The organism is Methylobacterium sp. CM6247, assembly GCF_054817925.1.
On the sequence record NZ_JBTXKX010000003.1, the window covers coordinates 2,313,845 to 2,332,857 of the forward strand.

Sequence of the window (19,013 nt, forward strand, 5' to 3'; positions counted from 1 at the left end):
CGATGCAGTTCCTATGGCGGCGCCGGATGACGGATGAGACCGGCCCGCCCTTATGCCCCGGCCATCTCCAGATAAAGTGCGCGCAGCCGCTTCGTCAGCGCGCCCGGCTTGCCGTCCCCCAGTTCGTGCCCGTCGATGTCGATGACGGGCATCACGAAGGCGGACGCGCTGGTGTAGAAGGCCTCCTCAGCCGCGAACGCCTCCTCCACGGAGAACAGCCGCTCCTCGATCGTCAGGCCTGCTTCCTCGGCAAGGCGCATGACGGCGAGGCGCGTGATGCCGGGCAGCAGGGCGGTGGAGAGCGGGCGGGTGACCACCTTTCCGCCGGTGATGATGAAGGCGGTCGACGAGGAGCCCTCGGTGACGAAACCGTCCTCCACCATCCAGGCCTCCGCGACGCCGGCCTTGGCCGCTTCCTGTTTGGCCAGAACCTGGGCGAGGAGCGCCACCGACTTAATGTCGCGCCGCTTCCAGCGGATATCGGGAACGGTGATGACCTTGGCGCCCCGCTCCGCCAGCGGGTTCCTGGCCACCGTCTTGGCCTGGGTGAACATCACCACGGTGGGTTCGGTCTCGGCCGGCGGGAAGGCGAAATCCCGCTCGTAGGCGCCCCGCGTCACCTGCATGTAGACGAGGCCCTCGTCGACGCCGTTGCGACGGACCAGTTCGGTCTCGAGCCGGATCCAGTCTTCGGTCGGGTAGGGATTGCGGATGCCGATCTCGCCCAGCGACCGGTCCAGCCGGGCCAGATGCGCCGCGTTGTCCACGAGACGGCCGCCAAGGACGGCCGACACTTCATAAATGCCGTCCGCGAACAGGAAGCCCCGGTCCATGATCGACACGGTCGCGGCCTCGAAGGGCACGAACTCGCCGTTGACGTAGACGATGCGCGACATCGAACTTCCTCTTCTCCGGGCAGAAACGGCGGCTATGCCGCTACGCGATCCACGAAGCACGAAATGTGCTCCGCGGATCGCCGCGTCGGGTACGATTGACGATCAGGCCGTACCGAAAACGCGCGAAAAAATCGTGTCCACGTGCTTGAAATGGTAGCCGAGGTCGAAGCACTCCTCGATCCGCTCCGGGCTCAGCGACGCGGTGACGTCCGCATCGGCCTTCAGCAGGGTGAGGAAGTCGCCTTCGCCGCGCCAGACCGGCATGGCGTTACGCTGGACCAGGCGATACGCGTCCTCGCGGGATACGCCCGCCTGCGTCAGGGCCAGCAGCACCCGCTGCGAGTGGACGAGGCCGCCGAGCTTGTCGAGATTTCGCTGCATCTGCTCGGGATAGATCAGCAGCTTGTCGATCACGCCGGTCAGTCGCGCCAGAGCGAAATCGAGAGTTACCGTCGCGTCGGGGCCGATCATGCGCTCCACCGAGGAATGCGAGATGTCGCGCTCGTGCCAGAGCGCCACGTTCTCCATGGCGGGGAGGGCGAAGGAGCGCACCATGCGGGCGAGACCCGTCAGATTCTCGGTGAGGACGGGATTGCGCTTGTGCGGCATGGCCGACGAGCCCTTCTGGCCCTCGGAGAAGAACTCTTCCGCTTCCAGAACTTCCGTGCGCTGCAGGTGGCGTACCTCGATGGAGAGACGCTCCACCGAACTCGCGACGACGCCCAGGGTGGCGAAGAACATGGCGTGGCGGTCGCGCGGGATGACCTGCGTGGAGACCGGCTCGGGGGTGAGGCCCATCGCCTTGGCGACATACTCCTCCACGCGCGGGTCGATGTTGGCGAAGGTGCCGACGGCGCCCGAGATCGCGCAGGTGGCGACTTCCTCGCGGGCGGCGACGAGACGGGCGCGGGCGCGCTCGAACTCGGCATAGGCCTGGGCGAGCTTCAGGCCGAAGGTCACCGGCTCGGCATGGATGCCGTGCGAGCGACCGATGGTCGGGGTCAGCTTGTGCTCGAAGGCCCGGCGCTTGATCGCGGAAAGAAGCGCATCGACATCTTTGATCAGGATGTCGGCGGCCCGGACGAGCTGCACGTTGAAACAGGTGTCGAGGACGTCCGATGAGGTCATGCCCTGGTGCACGAACCGCGCATCGGGGCCCACAATCTCGGCCAGATGCGTCAGGAAGGCGATGACGTCATGCTTGGTGACCGCCTCGATGGCGTCGATGCGGGCGACGTCGAAGACCGCGTCGCGGCCCTTTTCCCAGATCGTCGCAGCAGCTTCCTTGGGCACGACGCCGATCTCGGCCAGCGCCGTGGTGGCGTGAGCCTCGATCTCGAACCAGATGCGGAAGCGGCTTTCGGGTGACCAGATCGCCGTCATTTCGGGGCGGCTATAGCGGGGGATCATGCGACGCCTCGGGCAGGACGGGTTGGAGTGATGAGGCTGGCGCCTAGCATGAGCAGAGGCTGCGCTCAACGCGACGTCACAGAAGCACTCTGTATGGAGTGATACATTTATGCATCGCAGTGGCGAAACCAGAGGCGTCCGAATAGCCGAGCTGATGCACTAACGACGGGATTTCCATCGCATGTCCTGAAACTTGGGCGATATTCTGGAATAATTATCAAAAGATTCCAAAATCTAGGTCGCTGTCAAACTGGCCGCAACCGGTTGCCGATCAATCTAGCGTGTCTATTAGACAAATAGCATCTGCACGATGAGCGGAGTATATCGCTATTTATGCAGAATATTGCAAATATAACTGAGGCGCACCGATGCACCCCTTTGCCCGCCTACGTCTGATCACGGTTCTAACAGCCGTACCTTTCATGTCGGACGTGCGGGCAGCCAAAGCACAGGCAGATATTCCCGATTCCGGTCATCATGCTGAAGTCACGTTAGACCAGCTCAATGTCGAGGGAACAGGGGGACATACTACAGGCTACCGCGCCAACCGCAGCCGGAGCGCGACGAAGACGGACACCCAGCTGATCGACACCCCGCAGGCGGTGACGGTCGTGACGCGCGAGCAGGTCCAGGATCAGGGGTTCCAGGGAGTCACCGAAGCCCTGCGCTACGTGCCCGGCGTGTTCCTGCACCAGGGTGCCGGCAACCGGGACGAGGTCGTGATCCGCGGGCAGCAATCCAGCGCCGATTTCTACGTCAACGGCATGCGCGACGACGCGATGTACTACCGCGATCTCTACAACGTCGAGCGGATCGAAGTGCTCAAGGGACCGAACGCAATGATCTTCGGTCGCGGCGGCGGCGGGGGCGTCGTCAATCGCGTGCTCAAGGACGCCACCGGAACTCCGGTTCGGGAAGTCATCCTTCAGGGTGGCCAGTATTTCAATAAAAGGGTGGCCGTGGATGTCGGCGACCGGGTCTCGGACAGCGTGTTCTTCCGCCTCAACGGAATGTTCGAGGATAGTGGCACCTATCGTGACCACGTCGATCTGCGGCGCTGGGGCATCAATCCGACGGCGACGATCCTGCTCGGGCCCGAGACCACGCTGAAACTGTCCTACGAGTATTTCCACGACGATCGGACGGCGGATCGCGGGATCCCGTCCCAGTTCGGGCGGCCCTATCGGTATCGCGACAACATCAGAACGTTCTTCGGCAATCCCGACCTCAGCTACTCCCGCGTGGATGCACATATCGCGACGGCGGTTCTCGATCACCGCTTCGCCTCGGGCGTCGAGATGCGGAGCCAGTTCCGCTACGCCGATTACGCCAAGGCCTATCAGGTCGTGTATCCGAGCATCCGCGCCGGCGGTGCGGTGAACGCCGCCGGGACGACCGTCGATCTCAGCGCGTTCAACAACGACACGCCGAGGACAAACTTCTTCAACCAGAACGATTTCACGTACAAATTCGCCACGGGGCCGCTGGCCCATACGCTGCTCGCGGGTTTCGAACTCGGCAAGCAGGAAGGCATCACCTACCGGGAGGAAGGCTTCTTCGCGACGACCGGAACGCAGACGCTGACCGTCAATCCGCTCTCACCGGTTTCGCGAGTCCCCGTCAGTTTCCGCAACCTGGCTTCGTCCTCCAACAGCCGCTACGACCTCGGACTGGCTGCGGTCTACGTCCAGGATCAGATCGAGATCGGCCCCCATGTCCAGGTGATCGGTGGCCTGCGCTACGATCATTTCGATTTCTCCTCGACGGACCGGCGCACCAACGTCACCAATTCCCGCATCGACGATCTGCTGTCGCCCAGGGTCGGATTGGTGTTCAAGCCGGTGGACAGCCTCGCCTTCTACGGCAACTACAGCATCTCCTACCTGCCATCCGCCGGCGACCAGTTCAGCGCCCTGTCCGAAGGGCTCGCCATCGCCGAGCCGGAGCGGTTCGAGAACCGCGAGGTCGGCGTGAAATGGGACCTCTCGTCGACGCTCCAACTCACCGGCGCGCTCTACGACCTCGACCGGTTCAACCAGCGGCTCGCCGATCCGAACCGCCCTGGCTTCTTCCTGCTGAGCGGCCAGACCAACGCGAAGGGTGTCGAGATCGGCGCGAACGGCTTCGTCACCGATTGGTGGCGGATCGCGGGCGGCTATGCCTTCACCGATGCGCGCATCGTCAGCGGGTTCAGCTCGGCACTTATCGTCCCGGGCAACCATGTCGGACTGGTGCCGTTCAACGCCGTCACCCTATGGAATAAGTTCGCGGTCACGCCGTCCTTCTCGTTCGGTATCGGCGCGATCCACCAGACCCACACGTTCGCGGCAGCCGACAACACGGTCAGGCTCCCAGGCTACACCCGCTTCGATCTCGGCCTCTTCTATCAGGTCACGGATCTGGTGCGGGCTCAGATCAACATCGAGAATCTTTTCGACCGGGGCTACATCGCCACGGCGGACGGCAACAACAACATCAGCCCGGGCGCACCGAGGATCATTCGCGCTCAGGTGATCGCCAAATTCTGACGCGTGGTTCGCGTCGACGCCGCTCCGGTGAGCGATCGGGGCGGCGGACTAATCCACCCGCTGCCAGCCCGGCCCCATCAGGCGCTCCTGAGGCCGGAAGCGGGCCTTGTAATCCATCTTGCGCGAGCCATCGACCCAATAGCCGAGATAGAGATACGGCAGGCCGAGAGAGGCGGCGCGGCGGATATGGTCGAGGATCATGAAGGTCCCGAGCGAACGCTGGGCCTCCGCCGGATCGTAGAACGAGTAGACCATCGACAATCCGTCGGAGAGCACGTCTGTCAGGCACAAGGCCACGGTCGGCCCAGTGCCCCGCCCGTTGATCGCCGTATCGGGACCACGCCGGCGATAGGCCACGAGATGGGTGTCCACATGGCTGTCCTCGATCATCATGGCGTAGTCGAGCACGGTCATGTCGACCATGCCACCATCACCGTGGCGCGCGTCGAGATAACGGCGAAAGAGAGCGTATTGCTCCGAGGCAGGACGATTGGGCTCCGGATTGCCGACGAGATCCGCGTTCCGCTGGAGGATGCGGCGATGGCTCGCCGAAGCGACGAAATCCGACACCAGAACTCGCACGGAGATACATGCCCGACAGGTCTCGCATGCCGGGCGATAGGCTATGGTCTGCGAGCGTCGGAAGCCGCCCTGCGTGAGGATCTCGTTGAGGTCACGGGCGCGCCGACCTACGAGATGGGTGAACACCTTCCGTTCCTCCTGACCCGGCAGATAAGGGCAGGGCGAAGGTGCCGTCAGATAGAATTGCGGGGTGTCTCGGGGATGGCTCGTCACGCTTGCAGCTGACCTCGGGGCCGGCGGGAGCGTTCCCCGCACTCAATGAGTGTACCCGCCCCGCGCCAGGTCTCAAGTGGGTGAACGTCGCGGTATCTCATTTTCAGCGTGAAGGCTGGCATGGTCGGCCCGCCGAGCGTATCACCGCGCCCGGGTGGGGAGCGACCGTATTTCGGAGGCAATTCAGGACGAAATCATCCCATGTCGTGACGGGGCTGATGTCGGTGAGTTGAAACACGATAGCAAAATTCTCACGGGAATTGTGTTCGTCGCCATCAGCGGGGGCAAGATCGTGACGCGACATCGGAGGATCGCGAGATGACCGGCATGCGACTCGGACGCGGTCGATCTACTTTTGCAAGACTGGACAAGGAATTAGTCAGATCAGCTCCCTCCAACTAACGCCGATGCGCTACGATCCGCCGAGTGCCGCGAAGGCCCATTCCTTCGGGGATGCCGCTCGATCGGCCGATTATACGCATCACGTCATCGTTATCTTGATCGTCTCGTTCATCGCCCGGCTGGTCGCGGTGCGGTTTCTCGACCTTACCTTCATGGAGACATACGGTGCCGTCGTCGCGAGGAACCCGTCGATCTCGTTCTTCGACCAGCCACCCCTGACATGGTGGACGATCGCCGGTGTCATGCGTCTGTTCGGATCCGACGATGCAGTGATCGTGCGCCTCCCATTCCTGGTGATGTCGGTGGTTTCGGGGTGGTTGATCTATCTGATCACACTGCGGATCTTCAATTCGCGTGCCGGTCTCTACGCTGTCTGCGCCTACTCCCTGTCTCCGCTTCTCGGATTGTCGGATGGGAGTCTGGCCCAGACGAACGGGCCGATGACCCTTTTCATCCTCGCCGCCCTGCTTGCCTTCCTTCACATCGATTTCGGCGCCCGAAGACTGCAGGACAACGGGATCTGGTTTGCCTGCGCCTTCCTGTTCGGTTGTGCCCTTGCCTCGAAGTATCTCGCCGTCCTTCTTGTGCCGGGCCTTCTCGTCGCAGTTGCGAGCCAAGCCGAGGGAAGGCGCTGGCTCCTTCGGCCGGCCACCTATTTCGGCCTCGTCTTCCTGTTGGTGCCGCTCCTTCCGGTCATCATCTGGAATGCGGAGCACGGCTGGGTTTCGTTCCTGTATCAGGGCGCGCGCGCCGAGGGGAACGGGAGCGTGAACCTCACGAGAGCGTTCCGCTGGACCCTGACTCAGGTGATGATCGTCCACCCCCTCGTGTTCTTTCCCGCGTTCTACATGCTGTATCGAAGCCTGAGAAACGGCCCGAGGGAGGCAGGACCCTGGCTTCTCGCCTGTCTCGCGGCGCCCGTTTTTCTGTTCATCCTCGGTGTGATGGTGTGGAGCAGCCATCCACTGCGCGGCTATCACTGGGCGTCCATGGGGTATCTTCCCCTGCTGCCGCTCGTAGGCGCCTGGGCGGACGGCCTCGCAGCCAGCGACCGGCCGGACGCCGCGCGGCGCTGGCTCGCGACGCTGGCCACCACGACGATCGTAGCGATCTGCCTACTCCTGTCACATGCCTTTACCGGCTGGGCCGAGCGGGTCGCTCCGGCTAAAGCGTTCCGAAACCAGGATCCAATCCTCCTGGAACTCTACGATTGGAGCGATCTTCCCTCCGCGCTGACCGCTCGCGGTGTCGATCCCGCCCGCACCTTCATTGCCGCTACTCGTTGGGAAGATTGCGCCAAGGCCTTCTATGCCATCCGACAGCAGTTCCACAGCCTGTGCCTCGCCGGGGACAATATCCACTTCACCTATCTCGCGGATCCGGCGCGCTTCAGGGGTATGGATGCCATCATCGTCGACAGGTATGCCAATCCCGATGCAATCCGGTATAATCTCGACGGTCATTTCGAGACGTTCTCGGAGGACTCGCCCATCCGTCTGACTTTCAATGGGCGCAAGATGCACGATCTGAAGATCGTCCGGGCGAGCCGTTTCGATGGTACCTGGCCGAAGCCCAGGATCGGCGCGAAAGGCCGCCAGTGACTCTCACTCTGCCCCAGGCGACGTTCGCACCCGATGCGGATCAGCCTCTCGTCACGATCGTCATCCCGACATTCAACGAGCGGGATAACATCGCGGTCATCTGCGGCCGGATCGCCTCCTCGCTCGACAGACATCCGTTCGAGGTGATCGTCGTCGACGACGATTCCCCAGATGGCACCTCAGCCGTCGTCGAGAGCTTGGCCAAGGCCGATTCCCGGATCAGAATCATCACGCGGACCGGCCGACGCGGGCTGGCGGGAGCCTGTATCGAGGGGATGCTCGCGGCGCGGTCCGAACTCGTCGCGGTCATGGATGCGGATCTGCAGCACGAGCCTGCGACCCTCGTGCCAATGCTCGACCTGATGGCGTCGACCAAGTGCGACATCGTCATCGCCAGCCGTTATGTCGACCATCCCGACGTGGCGGCCTTTTCGTCCGTCCGACAAGCCTTGAGCAATGCCGGCAACCGTCTGGTACGCGCTCTGCTGCGGGTCCAGACCAGCGATCCCATGAGCGGTTTCTTCCTCATGCGCCGAAGTATTGTGGTGAAAGCCGAGCCGCGCCTGAGCCGCGACGGCTTCAAGCTTCTCGCAGACATCCTCGTTCAGGGGGGGCGGGCGATGAAGATCGAGGAGGTTCCCTACGTCTTCGGGCCCCGGCTTACCGGGCAAAGCAAGCTCGACGAGAGGGTTCTCTTCGACTTCGCCGTCCTTCTCATTGCGAAATCCGTCTTCGGAGCACTTCCGACGCGGTTCGTCTCCTTCGCCCTGGTCGGTGGCCTAGGTGTCATCGTCCATCTGGCCCTTCTGGGGCTGATGCTATACGTCCTGAACGATAATTTCCTGCTGTCTCAGACTGCTGCCACGCTCGGCGCCATGACGGCCAATTTTTTCCTGAACAACGTCCTGACATATCGGGACCAGCGGATCGTCGGGATCGACCTGCTGCGAGGGCTTGCTGTGTTCTGCCTGTCCTGTTCCTGCGGTGCGTTCAACAATATCCTGGTCGCACACCTCATCTACACAGCGACGGGCATCTGGTGGCTGGCTACGGGGGTGGGCATCCTGGTGGGTGCCGCCTGCAACTACGTATTGTCGGCCCTCACGGTCTGGCGGCGCTTCGACAAGCGGAAAGATCGGGAGAAGCAAGCGTCTGAGGGAGACGCCGTTCTATCGAAGGGCGGCGGAGACATCGGTATCGCGCAGCCCCCTTACGTCTCGCGGTAGAGACGAAGTCCTCCTTGGACCTCGTCCCCCGGTGTGGTCAGAGCCGCACCACCGCGAGGCCGACGAGAACGTCGTGGCCTAGGCGCCGGTCCGATCTCATGAGGCCGAACAGGATATCGACGAACCACAGCAGGAACGTCGAGATGGCGACGTAGAACAGCAGGGCGTGGATTGCGGCGGTGAGGAAATCCACCCGCAGGCCGCTGGCCGGAGTCACCACGCGCAAACCCATCATCCGCATGCCCCAGGTGCTCTGGGCGGCGCCGCCCACCGTCACCGCGCTGTAGAGGATGCCGCTGGCGGGAAGGATCGCGAACAGGGTCCAGCCGAGCCCGAAGGTCAGCACCCCGAGCACCGTGATCGCCAGGGTGAGGAGCGCGGTGAAGCCCAGGATGAAGAGAATGTCGAGGAGATAGGCGACGAAACGTGCGCCGAGGCTCGCCCGCACGAAGGGCATCGGAAGGTTGCTCGGAAAGCCGGTCCCGAAACGCTCGGCATAGCCGGCGGGGTCGTAGCCTGGGGGCGTGTTGAGCATGGCCGGTAGCCTTTGAGAGGGGAGACGGTTCTCCTTCATGAGAAGACATGGGAGGGCCCATGCCTCCACTCAAGGTCACATGGGCTTCACTGCCACTCCGTCAGGCGGATTGCTCGATCACGCCGCGCCATCCCAGTCCGCGATACGTCTCGTAGCCCGGGGTCTCGTGGAAGGCGACGAGGCGCCCCGCTGCGTCGATGTAGCTTCCCTGGCTCCGTCCCTCCGTGCGGAGGGGATAGCGCTCGGTGAGGAGTCCGTTGCCCTTGGAACAGGCGATGACGCGGTTCTCGGCATCGAGCAGCATGACACGGCTATGGGCCCGCTCCGCCGGCGCGAGGCGGACACCCTCGACGATGGTGCGTGCCTGCGGCTCCCAATCGAAATGGATCGCGAGAAAGCCGATCGCCTTGCCGTTCGTCTCACCACCTGCTCGCACGGAGGCGACATAGGTGGCGCTCTGCGCCCCGTTGAGCGCGGCGACCCGCGCCACATTGGCCACGGCGAAGTCATCGCCCGAGGCTAGCGGCTTGGCGCGGGCGAACCACGGCTCATGGCTCACATCCTGGCCGACCACATTGAACCGGTCGGGCCGGCCATTGGCAATGACCTTGCCGTCGAGGCTGCACAGCCAGAGATCGAGATAGACCGTGTAGGCGGAGAGGATGACTCCGAGCCGGTGCGAGGCGTGTTTCCGTGCGGCTTCTGACGGGGCGAGCGCGCACTCGACGACCGCAGCATCGGTCGCCCACCACCTTACGTCGCATGTGCGCTCATAGAGGTTCCGGTCGATGATCTCGACGGCGTTGAGGGCAAGATCGATACAGCGGGCCGAGCGGGTCTCGCTGGCGAGATGCTCCACGGCCTGCGTCAGGTTGTCGACACCGTCCCCCAGGGCGTTGCCGAGGCCTGAGACGAGACCCTCGATCTCACCCGCAACGGTGCGGACCTCATTGGCGACGACGGAGAAGCCGGCCCCGCGTTCCCCCGCATGAGCGGCCTCGATGAGGGCGTTAAGGGCCAGCAGATTCATACGCCGGGTGATGGACTTGATCGATCCCACGCTGCGGTGAGTGAGGGCTTTCAGCTGCTGGGTCGACGTCTCCACGAGCATCGAAAGACTGTCGGCTGGATGATCTGCCTCGTTGAGTTTTGTCGACATCGCATCCTCAAAATGGACCGCCCAAGCTCAGCGCTTGGTCTTTAAATATCGATTCAAGATCGAGATTGGCCGGCAGGCGACTGCGAACGATTCGAGGTCTGCCGGTCAGAGACAATCCTGTCGCCTCCCCAAGGAAACCCAAGCAATAAGAATGCCAGGACCGTGCGAATGCCTAGCGCGCCGGCACGGGGTCGTTTGCTTCGGAATCTAATGTTTCGAGATAGTATTTCTTAAGCATGAAAAGCGCTCCGCCCGACACCGCCTTGTGGTCCATGCGGACGCCGATGAGACCCGCGCCGCCGTCGAACAGGCAGTCGATGCGGTGCTGGCGTTGGCCCAAAGCGTAATCGACGCGCACGCTGTCGGGCGCCGATCCACGGCCGACATGGAGCAGACGGGGCGGGAGGTCCGATGCCACCAGCGCAGGAAGCGTTCGCCGGCAGGTGGTGATCCGCTGCCGGTCGATGGAGCTGTCGCAGCCTGCCAGGAAGGGGGCGACCAGAAGCAGGAGCGCAGCAGGGCCGATGACGGCCCGTCGGCGCATTTCAGAGGCCGTCGCGCAGGCGCTCGGCCACGCGGGGGGCGTAGTAGGTCAGGATGCCATCGGCGCCGGCACGTTTGAAGGCGAGGAGGCTCTCGGTCATGGCACGGGTGCCGTCGAGCCAGCCGTTGAGGGCGGCGGCCTCGATCATCGCGTACTCTCCCGAGACCTGGTAGGCGAAGGTCGGGACGCCGAACTCGTCCTTCACCCTCCGGATGATGTCGAGATAGGGCAGTCCGGGCTTCACCATCACGGAATCGGCACCTTCGTCGAGGTCGAGGGCGACTTCCCTGAGGGCTTCGTCCGAATTGCCCGGATCCATCTGATAGGTGCGCTTGTCGCCCACCAGGGCCGCCGTCGTGCCGATGGCATCGCGGAACGGGCCGTAGAAGGCACTGGCATACTTCGCCGCGTAAGCCATGATCTGGACGTCGCGGAAGCCGGCCTTGTCGAGGCCGCTCCGGATCGCGCCGACGCGACCGTCCATCATGTCTGAGGGGGCGATGATGTCGGTTCCCGCCTCGGCCTGGATCAGGCTCTGCTCCACGAGGAGCGCCACCGTCTCGTCGTTGAGGATGGCCCCGTCCTCGATCAGGCCGTCATGGCCGTGGCTGGTATAGGGATCGAGGGCGACGTCGGTCATCACGCCGATCTCGGGCACGGCCTTCTTCACCGCCCGCACCGCGCGGCAGACGAGGTTATTGGAGTTCAGGGATTCCGATCCGGTCGGGTCGCGCAGGGCGGGGTCGGTATAGGGAAAGAACGAAATCGCAGGGATTCCGAGCCGGGCCGCGCGCTCGGCGTCGCGGACCACCTCGTCCACGCTGAGGCGCTCCACCCCCGGCATCGAGGCGATGGGCTCGCGTCGGCCGGTCCCTTCGATGACGAAGAGCGGCCAGATAAGATCATCCACCGTCAGGGTATTTTCCCGCACCAGGCGGCGCGACCACTCCGCCTTGCGGTTGCGACGGGGGCGCTGCGTGATGCTCAGCGACGCGGCGGAGCTCGCCTTGGCCGTCTCGATGGCGAGGGGACGCGGGGTCGGGGTCGCTTCGGTCATGGTCTTCGTCTCGAATGCTCGTCGCGGGCGCGTCGGAGCCGGCCTAACACATCCCCAAAACTCTTCGAAACCCGGGCCGATCGCCGCTCCCCGATGGACGGCGCATGTTGACGGGTCTCGGCAGAGTTCGTCTAAGCGACCCAGCGAGCGTGGCATGTCCCGATGCTCGCACCACGGACCGCGTGGAAACCCGCGAGCCCCCCGAGGGGCGAGACAGCCCCCGCCGGAGGCCAACCGGAGACGATGGATGACAGGCGCAGACGAGCCGGAGATCCTGTTCGAGCGGCGCGGCGAAGCTGGCCTCATCACTCTGAATCGGCCTAAATCCCTGAATGCGCTCACCTTCTCCATGTCGACGGCGATGTATCGCGCCCTGGCCGAATGGGAGCGGGACGACAGGATCACCCGCGTGGTCGTCCGTGGCCGGGGCGGCCGGGCCTTCTGCGCCGGTGGTGACATCCGCCAGATCTACGACCTCGCGCGGCAGGGGCTGGACGAGGAGGTGAGGCAGTTCTGGCTCGCCGAGTACCACCTCAACGCTTATGTGAAGCGCTATACCAAACCTTACATCGCCCTGATCGAGGGGATCGTGATGGGCGGCGGGGTCGGACTGTCCCTGCATGGCAGCCATCGGGTCGCCTCGGAGCGCTACGCGCTGGCGATGCCGGAAGTGGGAATTGGGTTCTTTCCGGATGTGGGAATGACTCATGCGCTGCCGCGTCTGCCCGGTTACGCGGGACATTATCTCGCCCTGACCGGCGCCCGGATCGGTGCCGGAGATGCCCTCGCTCTGGGGCTCGCCACCCATCATTCGGCGGCGGAAAACTTCGACGCGATCACGGATGACCTGGCCGAAGGTGGCGTCATCGGACGGGCTTTCGACCGCCACGCGACCGCCTTTCAGGAGGTTGGGCCGATCACGTCGCATGGCGGTACGATCGAGGCCTGTTTCTCCGCCGACAGCGTCGTCGAAATCCTGGCGAGACTCGATTCGGACGGGTCGCCCTTCGCCACGGAGGCCGCCGCATTGATGCGCACGCGCTCCCCGCATTCCCTGTGCATCGCCCACGAACAGATGAAGCGCGGCCTCGCCATGGATTTCGCCGAGGCGATCCAGGCGGAGTATCGCCTCGCTATGCGCGCCATGCACTGGCACGACTTCCGGGAAGGGGTCCGCGCCGTGCTCGTGGACAAGGACAACCGCCCGGACTGGCGACCCGCGACCCTGGCCGAGCTGGACCCGGCGGCGATCGCCGAGGCCTTCACCGATCTGCCCGATGGCGACGCGCCGAAGTTCGATGGATCAGAAAGGATCTTATCATGAGGGGACTGACCAAGGTCGGTGCGACGCGGGACGGGCGCGGGCGCGCCAGCGAGATGGCCGGCGACCGGATCGAGCGGTCGCCGCGTGCACCGCAGACGGGCTGGGACGTGGTTCTGGTCTGGTTCATGCGCCTGACGGCGATGTTCTGGCTGGCAAAGGGCGTCTCTACCTGGGCGACGATCCTCGATATCTTTCCCGGAGCCCGTCCTTTCGAGGCCGAACCCCTCGGCCGCCAAGCCGTCATCGTCTATTTCGCGGTGATCGACTTCACGGCGGCGATCGGGATGTGGCTGACCAGCGCCTGGGGCGGTGTGGTCTGGTTGTTGGCCGCCACGAGTGCCGTCACCCTGGCGATCCTCACTCCGCATCTGCTGCCGATGTCGGTCCCGTCCCTTGCTGCGCATGCAAGTATCATTGTGGTCTACTTCGCTTTGTCTTGGGCTGCGGCTCGCGAGGTCAGGTAAACAACACCTTACTGGATTACTTTCATTTTGCATTTACCGACAGAGGTAAATCGCATATTCATCCTATCGCTTAAATCGTCTTTCATCGGTCACTCGTAAATTGGCTTCATAAGCGGTGCCGAACACCACGGCGCCCGAGCAAGAACCCTGACGAGGCAATCAGATGAAGTCCCAGTCCGCCAAGGTGATCGAGACCAATACTTCCACCGAGACCACCCCGGTGCATGGATCCTATCTCGAAGCGCTGCATCTCGTGGAACGCCTCCACCGCCGCCTGCTCGATGTGATCAAGGACGAGTTCGAGCGCCGGGGTCGCGAGGACGTCAACAGCGTCCAGGCGCTGCTGCTCTACAACATCGGCGACAAGGAACTGACGGCCAGCGAGCTGCGGACGAAGGGCTACTATCTCGGCTCCAACGTCTCCTACAACGTCAAGAAGCTCGTCGAGGCCGGCTACCTCCACCACGCCCGGTCGAAGACCGACCGCCGCTCGGTCCGGATCAGCCTCACCGACAAGGGCCGGTCCATCCACGACATCATCCAGGGCCTCTACGACAAGCACGCCCGGACCATCCAGCCGATCGGCGGCATCTCCGACGACGATTTCGGGCGCCTCAACGTCGCCCTCGGCCGTCTCGAGCGCTTCTGGACCGACCAGATCCGCTACCGCCTCTAAGCAGGGTCCCGTTGGCACGCCAACGCTTCACGCTGCTCAGCGCCTTGATGTGTCGCAGGTTTTTATCGCGGAACCGGGGGCCACTTCTGCGAAACCTGTTTAGGACGACAGAGATGGCGAATCGCCGGGAACGAGATATGAACCGGGGCGGCCAGGCATGACCGGAGGCCGCCCCGCGCGCAGCAGGTTCCGATTGGTTTCCTGGGGCCGAGCCTCGCTATCCAGTACCGAAGGCGTGCCGAACCGAAGGACAATGAAGCGATAGCCGCAGAGCCCTCACCGGACTCGCTGCAAACTATATTACCCTGAATCGATTTAGGCGGTTCTGTTGAACGTTCCTAACCCGCAGCGGGAAATTCTTGATTGAAGCTTGTTTGGTGCGCTCTGAGCAAGCTAATCAGGTATGATGACCGTCTCGATTCCAACTCTACAACTGACCGAGCTGATCGTCTTCATGACGTGCGGGCTCGTGTTCGTATACGGCTGGTTTCTTCGTAGAGATGAGTTCTCATTCCTCTGCTTCGGATCGAACTATCTGATCAGCGCCGCGATAACAGTCGGCTTCGACGACTTCGGCCGCTACGGGAGTTGGCTTTCTTCGCTGGGTTGGTCGCTGACGGCTTGCATGTTCTGGGTCGGTTTTCGCGTCTTCGACGGGCGAAGACCTCTGACGCCCGTCATGGCCGTTCTGACCTTGCTGCCGGCTCTCCTGCATGTCGGTCTGGCGGCGATCGGTCGGGATGCCGATACGGTCAATACGGTGAGTACGCTGGCTTATGCGCAGCTTGAGGCCGCGATAGCCATTTACGTGCTTTCGACCTCGCGGGGATCGGCCATACGGCGCATCGCAGGCCTTGCGCAGGCTGCCATCGCCGCTGCGCTCTGTCTGCCGATCCTGCCGTTCTCGCCCAACGTCGAGCAACTGACGGTGGTGATCGTTGCGATCAACGATCATGTGACGTCGATCGTGCTCACGACAGCGATCCTCGCCCTTCAGTCCGAGAGGGCCTATGCGGCGTTGGAGCAGATTGCGAATCACGATCCCCTGACCGGCGCCCTGAACCGCAAGGGCCTCGATCGCGAACTCAAAAAAGAGCGGAAGGTGGCCGGGGTGATCGTCGCCGATCTCGACCACTTCAAAGCCATCAACGATCGATTCGGCCACGCCGCCGGAGACGACGTTCTGCGCGAGTTCGTCAAATGCGCAAAGTCGGTCCTACCGGAGGCGGCTATTCTCGCTCGCCTCGGCGGCGAGGAATTCGTGATCGTCCTTGAAGGGCACGATCGCCACGCGACTGTCTTCCTCGCCGAACGCCTTCGCTTCACACTTCAAGACAAGCCGATCGCATGGAACGGTCACTCGATTGCGGTCACGGTCAGCCTCGGCGTCGAGATGACGGATGACGGAGCGCAGGTCGTGGCTGCTATCGAACGAGCGGATGCAGCTTTGTACAAGGCCAAGATCAGCGGGCGGAATCGGGTCCAAGTCGTATGAGGGCCAATGCGCGGCTCGTCGCAAATGATGTCTCGGAGCGCCAAACCGCACCGTCCGATCTGGTCGAGCGTGACGAGGCTTGCCGCGAGGCCTGTGAAGGCCTCGTGGATGTCGCGAAATCGTGTTCCCTCGCGTAGCTTTTGGCGGCGCAATACGAGGACCGGCTGAGGTCGGGAAGATAGCTCTGCCGTGGCCGACCCGATGACGGGGGTTGCCGGGCGTACCCCGCCAACCCAGTCATCGTCCAAAGTCGAGACCAACCCGAATTCGTCTCGGGGCAATCGAACGTTCGGCCCGTCGTTACGAAGGCTGCTCCTCCCCGACACGCTCTTCCTCCTCAGAGAGAGCGGGAATGTCGTCGGCATCGTCTCCGACCAGTTCATCGAGTTCATCGATCAGGTCGTTCACCTGATCCTCCGTGGCGAGGATACGGAAGATCTCCCCGTCCACGGTCTCGATGGTCAGTCGATAGCCTCCCGCCGTCTCGTCGGTGAGGACGCGAGCCAGCTTCTTCGTCAGTGTCATGCGAGTTTCCTATCGTCAGGCATCGCCCGACCCCTCTCGTCACACCGTTCGACGTGGCGAGGGAGGTCGTGCGAACGGGTTCGGCCGAGGGTCAGATCAGGTCGGAAAAGACGCGATGGGACCAGGCCGCGAATGAGGCGGGACGAGACGGGGCCTGCTGCATTTCGGCCCGTGCCAGTTTCGGGCGTCTCGGACCGGGCGTCGTCTTCCCCTGCCGCTGGGGCTTGGGAGGGCCGCCCACCGCGTCCCGTTCGAAGAGCAGGCAGGCTCCGTCCTCGTCCGAGATCCAGCCGCGATCCGCCCAGCCGATGAAGCGGCCGTGGTAGGCGTAGACCTTGTCATCGTGGATGAAAGCCGCGGCCTTGCCGTTCCAGAGATAGAGCGAGTGCCCGTCGTGGCAGAAAACCGCCTCGCCGCCATCTCTGTCGAAGAACTCGATCATGGACGGCTCAAACCCCGATCTGGCTGTTGTGTAGCGTGCGGAGGTCGACGTAGCTCATGGTCTCGCTGCTCCAGGTCGGTCCGTCATCGTCGTGCAGCCTCTTGGCGAGCGGCTTGTGCTTGTCGCCCTGATAGACCCCCAAGATGACGGTCTGGCCATCGGTGTCGTCGCTCTCGATCCGGTAGTGCGGCTGGACTTTCGATCCGACCCGGCTGAGGCGAACACGCAGCGTCGGGTTGCGCGTCTGGTCGGGGACCATGTTGAGGTAGACGCCTTTCAGATATTCCAGACGCTCGGCTTTCCGGCCGGCGAGATCCGCGATGGAGACGTTCTCGGCGAGCAGGTCGGGTTGGTTCATGATGGATCTACTTTCCAATTGTTGTGATGGCACGTGGTCCACCCGCAGAGACTGAATGCATCGACGCGCGATGTCCCCTGCAGGGGCGTTCGTCCTTGGGCGTGACGTGGACTTTGTTCGGCCGGCACTCGAATGTCGGCATGAGGGGCAGGGCGGCGCTGCCATCCACGCCGCGAGATTCCGCGGTGCGGGGGCTACGATATTCAAACATCTCGCAGGTTGCGCAGCCCTCTTCCCCAGCGGATATCGGGCCTGCCCGAGATCCGTCGAGCTTGTGGGGTGGAGGTGGGGCTGGTTGGGCGACCCTCAAGCTGCGGAGGCAAGCGGCGCCACCCCCAATCCTGACCTTTTCCCACAAGGCGGAGAGGGAGGCGTTTTGCCTGCACAAGTAGATGGGGGAATACCGTCTCCTTGCAGCAGAGGGAACCCGTCGCCACTATTGTCGAACCCGCTTGGATGAAGCGAACGGCGTTTGAGTCGCTGTGCGAAGCCGGTAGGCGCGTGCGGCGGCGGAAGGCCGATATCGATCTGCGTCAGTGCAAGGTCGGCGGCGGTTCGAGGAACGCGCGCATGCCGTCACCTTCCTCGGCGGCCTCAATGAACGCGTCGAGGGCATCTTCGTCGGAGGCGAAGGTGGTGGCCCAGACCGTCGACCAACCCGTCTGATCGATGACTTCGAGTGTCCACCGATCCTGCGTGCCGGCGAAGCGATAGACGTTCACCGTCACCGTGATGCCGTCCTGGGTCGCCCGTCCTGTGAGGTCCGAGAATTCCATGGCTGGCATCTCGTGGGTCATGGGGTGTTTCTCTCGAATGACGAGTTCACCGCAGGGACCCGAACGTGTCCCCATCTCATGAGCCGAAGTGACCATCCTAGCAGAGTTCTCGACGGAACTGTCTCGTAAAGTTCACCCTTGCGGCGAGACCAGTGACGTCGACATTCCATGGGTGACATGACTGACGATCTCTGCACCGACCCGATCCCCGGTCCCGAGCGAACACGAAAAAGGCGGCATTCCCGATGGAATGCCGCCCCTTCAAATCGCTCCAGGGAGCGATCGACTTGGTCGCGATCGACTTAGTTGAAGGTGTCGATCTCAGCCGACTCGTAGCTGGTGACTTCCATGCCGACGCACACTTCCTGAACGATGGGGGCAGACCACGTCATGACGTTTCTCCTGGTTGGTAGTGATGAGGCTTGGTGACACGGGCCCGTGAGGGCGCCGATCCCTCAGTTGAAGGGATCGATTTCCGCCGACTCGTAGCTGGTGACTTCCATGCCGACGCAGATTTCCTGAACAACGGGGGTAGACCATGCCATGGCAGAACTCCTTCGTGTCCGACGCACTCAACATAAGCAATGAGTTGGGCGCAATACAAGCGGGCACGAGACTTATATTTTTCATATGATGGATCGTAAGGGCCGGATTTCATCCGATAAGAGGACAACTTTCCTTCTTTAGGGAACTATGATGCAGGATTGCGCTGCTTCGGTACCCGATCCCGGCCGCGGCGCTGCCCATTCCGAACGTCGAAACAGCGGCTCCCACGGCCGTCCCGGCCATCGCGTCGACAG

20 protein-coding genes are annotated in these 19,013 nt (G+C 63.1%); 7 read left to right on the forward strand and 13 right to left on the reverse strand.

Annotated elements, in window-relative coordinates:
* Positions 1-50: 50 nt before the first annotated feature.
* Together ACYQOP_RS11720 and purB are read right to left on the reverse strand one after the other, a co-directional pair.
* Positions 51-896, reverse strand: coding sequence for a D-amino-acid transaminase (locus ACYQOP_RS11720; protein WP_461222461.1), 846 nt, complete (start codon positions 894-896; stop codon positions 51-53).
* 102 nt (positions 897-998) lie between these two features.
* The gene (gene purB / locus ACYQOP_RS11725) at positions 999-2,306 is read right to left on the reverse strand and encodes an adenylosuccinate lyase (RefSeq protein WP_461222462.1); all 1,308 of its coding nucleotides are present in this window, start codon (positions 2,304-2,306) and stop codon (positions 999-1,001) included.
* A 368-nt stretch (positions 2,307-2,674) separates the two neighbouring features.
* Here purB and ACYQOP_RS11730 point away from each other — a divergent pair, with 368 nt between their 5' ends.
* Positions 2,675-4,834, forward strand: coding sequence for a TonB-dependent receptor (locus tag ACYQOP_RS11730; protein WP_461222463.1), 2,160 nt, complete (start codon positions 2,675-2,677; stop codon positions 4,832-4,834).
* A 48-nt stretch (positions 4,835-4,882) separates the two neighbouring features.
* On the opposite strand, the gene ACYQOP_RS11735 is transcribed toward ACYQOP_RS11730, so the two are convergent.
* Positions 4,883-5,629 carry an arginyltransferase gene (locus ACYQOP_RS11735; RefSeq protein ID WP_207411634.1) on the reverse strand — a complete coding sequence of 249 codons (747 nt, stop codon included), beginning with the start codon at positions 5,627-5,629 and terminating at the stop codon, positions 4,883-4,885.
* 407 nt (positions 5,630-6,036) lie between these two features.
* Here ACYQOP_RS11735 and ACYQOP_RS11740 point away from each other — a divergent pair, with 407 nt between their 5' ends.
* Complete coding sequence (locus ACYQOP_RS11740; RefSeq protein ID WP_461222464.1) at positions 6,037-7,632, forward strand: ArnT family glycosyltransferase; 1,596 nt, start codon at positions 6,037-6,039, stop codon at positions 7,630-7,632.
* On the forward strand, positions 7,629-8,858 hold the full coding sequence (locus tag ACYQOP_RS11745) for a glycosyltransferase (RefSeq protein WP_461222465.1): 1,230 nt from the start codon (positions 7,629-7,631) through the stop codon (positions 8,856-8,858). Before ACYQOP_RS11740 ends, ACYQOP_RS11745 begins: the two co-directional genes overlap by 4 nt.
* A gap of 37 nt (positions 8,859-8,895) precedes the next feature.
* Here ACYQOP_RS11745 and ACYQOP_RS11750 read toward each other — a convergent pair whose 3' ends face one another.
* The 4 genes from ACYQOP_RS11750 to hemB form a co-directional block, all read right to left on the reverse strand.
* The gene (locus tag ACYQOP_RS11750) at positions 8,896-9,393 is read right to left on the reverse strand and encodes an RDD family protein (RefSeq protein WP_056429293.1); all 498 of its coding nucleotides are present in this window, start codon (positions 9,391-9,393) and stop codon (positions 8,896-8,898) included.
* A gap of 100 nt (positions 9,394-9,493) precedes the next feature.
* A complete protein-coding gene (locus tag ACYQOP_RS11755) occupies positions 9,494-10,552 on the reverse strand; it encodes a methyl-accepting chemotaxis protein (RefSeq protein ID WP_311276389.1) in 1,059 nt (352 codons plus the stop codon).
* A 172-nt stretch (positions 10,553-10,724) separates the two neighbouring features.
* Positions 10,725-11,096, reverse strand: coding sequence for a hypothetical protein (locus ACYQOP_RS11760; protein WP_056429290.1), 372 nt, complete (start codon positions 11,094-11,096; stop codon positions 10,725-10,727).
* Between the two features lies 1 nt (position 11,097).
* A complete protein-coding gene (gene hemB / locus ACYQOP_RS11765; protein WP_056429287.1) occupies positions 11,098-12,153 on the reverse strand; it encodes a porphobilinogen synthase in 1,056 nt (351 codons plus the stop codon).
* Positions 12,154-12,400: 247 nt separating this feature from the next.
* Here hemB and ACYQOP_RS11770 point away from each other — a divergent pair, with 247 nt between their 5' ends.
* The 4 genes from ACYQOP_RS11770 to ACYQOP_RS11785 all read left to right on the forward strand — a co-directional run bounded on the left by ACYQOP_RS11770 (position 12,401) and on the right by ACYQOP_RS11785 (position 16,112).
* The gene (locus ACYQOP_RS11770; RefSeq protein ID WP_461222466.1) at positions 12,401-13,477 is read left to right on the forward strand and encodes an enoyl-CoA hydratase/isomerase family protein; all 1,077 of its coding nucleotides are present in this window, start codon (positions 12,401-12,403) and stop codon (positions 13,475-13,477) included.
* Positions 13,474-13,941: a DUF6163 family protein gene (locus tag ACYQOP_RS11775; protein ID WP_056454291.1), complete on the forward strand. Its 468-nt coding sequence runs from the start codon at positions 13,474-13,476 to the stop codon at positions 13,939-13,941. Before ACYQOP_RS11770 ends, ACYQOP_RS11775 begins: the two co-directional genes overlap by 4 nt.
* A 163-nt stretch (positions 13,942-14,104) precedes the next feature.
* A complete protein-coding gene (ldtR, locus tag ACYQOP_RS11780; protein ID WP_056429280.1) occupies positions 14,105-14,617 on the forward strand; it encodes a transcriptional regulator LdtR in 513 nt (170 codons plus the stop codon).
* A gap of 403 nt (positions 14,618-15,020) precedes the next feature.
* Positions 15,021-16,112 carry a GGDEF domain-containing protein gene (locus ACYQOP_RS11785; RefSeq protein ID WP_461222467.1) on the forward strand — a complete coding sequence of 364 codons (1,092 nt, stop codon included), beginning with the start codon at positions 15,021-15,023 and terminating at the stop codon, positions 16,110-16,112.
* A gap of 300 nt (positions 16,113-16,412) precedes the next feature.
* Here the strand turns inward: ACYQOP_RS11785 and ACYQOP_RS11790 are convergent, their stop codons facing one another.
* The 6 genes from ACYQOP_RS11790 to pqqA (ACYQOP_RS11815) all read right to left on the reverse strand — a co-directional run bounded on the left by ACYQOP_RS11790 (position 16,413) and on the right by pqqA (ACYQOP_RS11815) (position 18,758).
* The gene (locus ACYQOP_RS11790; protein ID WP_056429276.1) at positions 16,413-16,637 is read right to left on the reverse strand and encodes a hypothetical protein; all 225 of its coding nucleotides are present in this window, start codon (positions 16,635-16,637) and stop codon (positions 16,413-16,415) included.
* A gap of 91 nt (positions 16,638-16,728) precedes the next feature.
* On the reverse strand, positions 16,729-17,079 hold the full coding sequence (locus ACYQOP_RS11795) for a 4-fold beta flower protein (protein ID WP_461222468.1): 351 nt from the start codon (positions 17,077-17,079) through the stop codon (positions 16,729-16,731).
* Positions 17,080-17,086: 7 nt separating this feature from the next.
* Positions 17,087-17,437, reverse strand: a complete 351-nt coding sequence (locus ACYQOP_RS11800) for a hypothetical protein (protein ID WP_056429271.1) — start codon at positions 17,435-17,437, stop codon at positions 17,087-17,089.
* A gap of 533 nt (positions 17,438-17,970) precedes the next feature.
* Complete coding sequence (locus ACYQOP_RS11805; protein ID WP_056429269.1) at positions 17,971-18,234, reverse strand: hypothetical protein; 264 nt, start codon at positions 18,232-18,234, stop codon at positions 17,971-17,973.
* Between the two features lie 281 nt (positions 18,235-18,515).
* Positions 18,516-18,605 (reverse strand): pyrroloquinoline quinone precursor peptide PqqA, encoded by a 90-nt coding sequence (gene pqqA / locus ACYQOP_RS11810; protein WP_018042171.1) that lies wholly within the window; start codon positions 18,603-18,605, stop codon positions 18,516-18,518.
* A gap of 63 nt (positions 18,606-18,668) precedes the next feature.
* Positions 18,669-18,758 (reverse strand): pyrroloquinoline quinone precursor peptide PqqA, encoded by a 90-nt coding sequence (gene pqqA, locus ACYQOP_RS11815; protein WP_056429267.1) that lies wholly within the window; start codon positions 18,756-18,758, stop codon positions 18,669-18,671.
* Positions 18,759-19,013 lie beyond the last annotated feature (255 nt).